Here is a 2,402-nt window from a genome sequence, read left to right as displayed (position 1 = left end):
GGCGCGCCCTCGATCTCGACGACCTGCGCGCCCGGCTTGTCCTTGAGCGCGGTGGCCAGGCCCTGGCCCTGCAGCGCGCCGACCTTCACATTGTCAGCGGAGTTGACCGCGCGGCGCAGTGGCATGGATCTCAGGTTCGTGGGGGATGGGTGGCGTTACTACACGCGGCAGGAATTCGCGCCCTATGTGGAACGTATGCTGTTGGACGGCGCACGGTCGAAGCTCACACGCGCCGCTTTGGAAACCATGGCGGTGATCGCGTACCGTCAACCGGTTACCCGAGCACGCGTGAGTGCGGTGCGCGGCGTGAACGTGGATGGCGTGATCAGGACCCTGCTGGCGCGGGGGCTGATCGCGGAGGCCGGAGCGGACCCGGAGACCAACGGCACTCTGTACATCACCACCGAACTGTTCCTGGAACGGATCGGGCTTGCGTCACTGGCGGATCTGCCGCCGTTGGCCCCGCTGCTCCCGGGCGTCGATCTGATCGACGAGATCAACGAGAGCCTGGACACCGACCCCCGGTACACCAGGCTGAAGAAACCGGCCGAGGCGGATATCGACCTCGGCACCGATGACTGAAATAGGACAACGTGAATACACCCGCTCGCCGAGATGGCACACCGGAACGTAGGAAACGTGGCAGCGAACCGCCCAGCGGCGGTTCCCGGGCCGCGCGAGGCAAGACCGGAGACGACCGGTCCGCCCGCGGCGGCAGCTCTTACGGCGGAGGCTCCGCCGGATCCCGCGGCGATTCACGCGGCGGCAACTCATACGGCGACTCGCGCGGCGGTTCGCGTAGCGGCTCGTACGGCGATTCCCGCGGTAGCGGCAACGCGCGTGGCGGTAGCGGTTCGTTCGGCGGTGGACGCGGTGGCAGCGGGTCGTACGACTCGCGCTCGGGCGGTTCGCGCGGCGGCTCCTACGGTGACTCCCGTGGTAGCGGCGATTCCCGCGGTGGCAGTGGCTCTTACGGCGGCGGTCGCGGCAGTGATTCGCGTGGCGGCTCGTCGTGGGGCGGCAATTCGCGTGGCGACTCGCGTGGCGGTAGCGGTTCGTTCGGCGGCCGTGGCGGCAGCGGGTCCTCCGACTCGCGCGGCGGTTCGCGTGGCGGCTCGTACGGCGAATCTCGGGGTGGCTCCGGCTCTTACACGCCGCGAGGCGAAGGCTATGGCGCCCGTGGCGGATCGGGTTCGCGCGGTGAGGGTTCCGGTTCGCGCGGCGGCTCGTCGTTCGGCAACTCCGCGCGTGGTGACAGCCGTGGTGGGCAGGGGCGGACCGGGTTCGGTTCGGACCGTGCCGGTTTCGGGCAGGATCGCAACGCCTCGCGCGGGCGGATCGGGGGCGGTAGCCCGCTGGCTCCGCACACCTCGCCGAACACTCCGGCCAAGAAGAAGACCGTCAAGCCGGAGCGCAAGGTCGTTGCGCCCGTGCTGATCAGCAATGCGAAGCCCGCGCGTCACCAGCATGTGGACCTCGAGGAGCGCGGTCCGAAGAAGCTGCCGTGGGGCGAGGGCGAGCGGTTGCAGAAGGTGCTCGCCAAGGCGGGTGTGGCCTCGCGCCGCGCGGCCGAGGAGATGATCGACGCCGGGCGTATCGAGGTCGACGGGAAGATCGTCAAGGAGCAGGGGCTGCGCATCGATCCGGAGACCGCGGTGGTGCGGGTCGACGGCGTGCGCGTGGTGATCCGCGGCGAGCAGGTGTACCTGGCGCTGAACAAGCCCAAGGGCTGGCAGTCCACCATGTCCGACGAGATGGGCCGCCCGTGTGTCGGCGATATCGTCGCCGAGCGGATCGCGGCCGGGCAGCGCCTGTTCCACGTCGGCCGCCTCGACGCCGACACCGAGGGCCTGCTGCTGCTCACCAATGACGGCGATCTCGCGCACCGGCTCATGCACCCGTCCTTCGAGGTGTCCAAGACCTACCTGGCCACGGTCAACGGCGAGGTCAACAACCGTGAGGTCGGCAAGCTGCTCAAGAGCGGCGTCGAGCTGGAGGACGGCCCCGCCACGGTGGACCGCTTCCAGGTGCTCGAGGTCGGCCAGGGCAAGTCGCTGGTGAAGGTGGTGCTGCACGAGGGTCGCAAGCACATCGTGCGCCGCCTGCTCGACGCGGTCGGCCACCCCGTGATCGCGCTGGTGCGCACGCACATCGGACCGGTCGCCCTGGGCGATCAACGGCCGGGCACCCTGCGTGTGCTGGGTCGGGACGAAATCGGGAAGCTCTACGAGGCGGTGTCGTTGTGAACGGTGTGGGAAGTCTGATCGAGACCGGCGCGCTGACCGGTTCCGCGCAACTGGTCGTCGCCATGGACGGCCCGTCGGGCACCGGCAAGTCGAGCGTGTCGCGTCAGCTCGCGACCCGCCTCGAGGCCAGCTACCTCGACACCGGAGCCATGTACC

General features: G+C 69.4%; 2 protein-coding genes and 1 pseudogene. All 3 read left to right on the top strand.

The window, feature by feature from the left end:
• Positions 1 to 90: 90 nt before the first annotated feature.
• Positions 91 to 582 (top strand): annotated as a pseudogene (scpB, locus tag ACWELQ_RS43845) (SMC-Scp complex subunit ScpB); the annotation flags it as partial.
• Positions 583 to 593: 11 nt separating this feature from the next.
• Positions 594 to 2,246: a pseudouridine synthase gene (locus tag ACWELQ_RS43840; RefSeq protein ID WP_452402879.1), complete on the top strand. Its 1,653-nt coding sequence runs from the start codon at positions 594 to 596 to the stop codon at positions 2,244 to 2,246.
• A 32-nt stretch (positions 2,247 to 2,278) separates the two neighbouring features.
• Positions 2,279 to 2,402 (top strand): (d)CMP kinase (locus ACWELQ_RS43835; protein ID WP_452402880.1); only part of this gene is annotated, 124 nt, incomplete at its 3' end.

The sequence above is a fragment of the Nocardia sp. NPDC004722 genome, assembly GCF_053601505.1.
The sequence above is the reverse complement of the archived record's forward strand: the minus strand, read 5'-3'. Positions and strand labels throughout refer to the sequence as shown.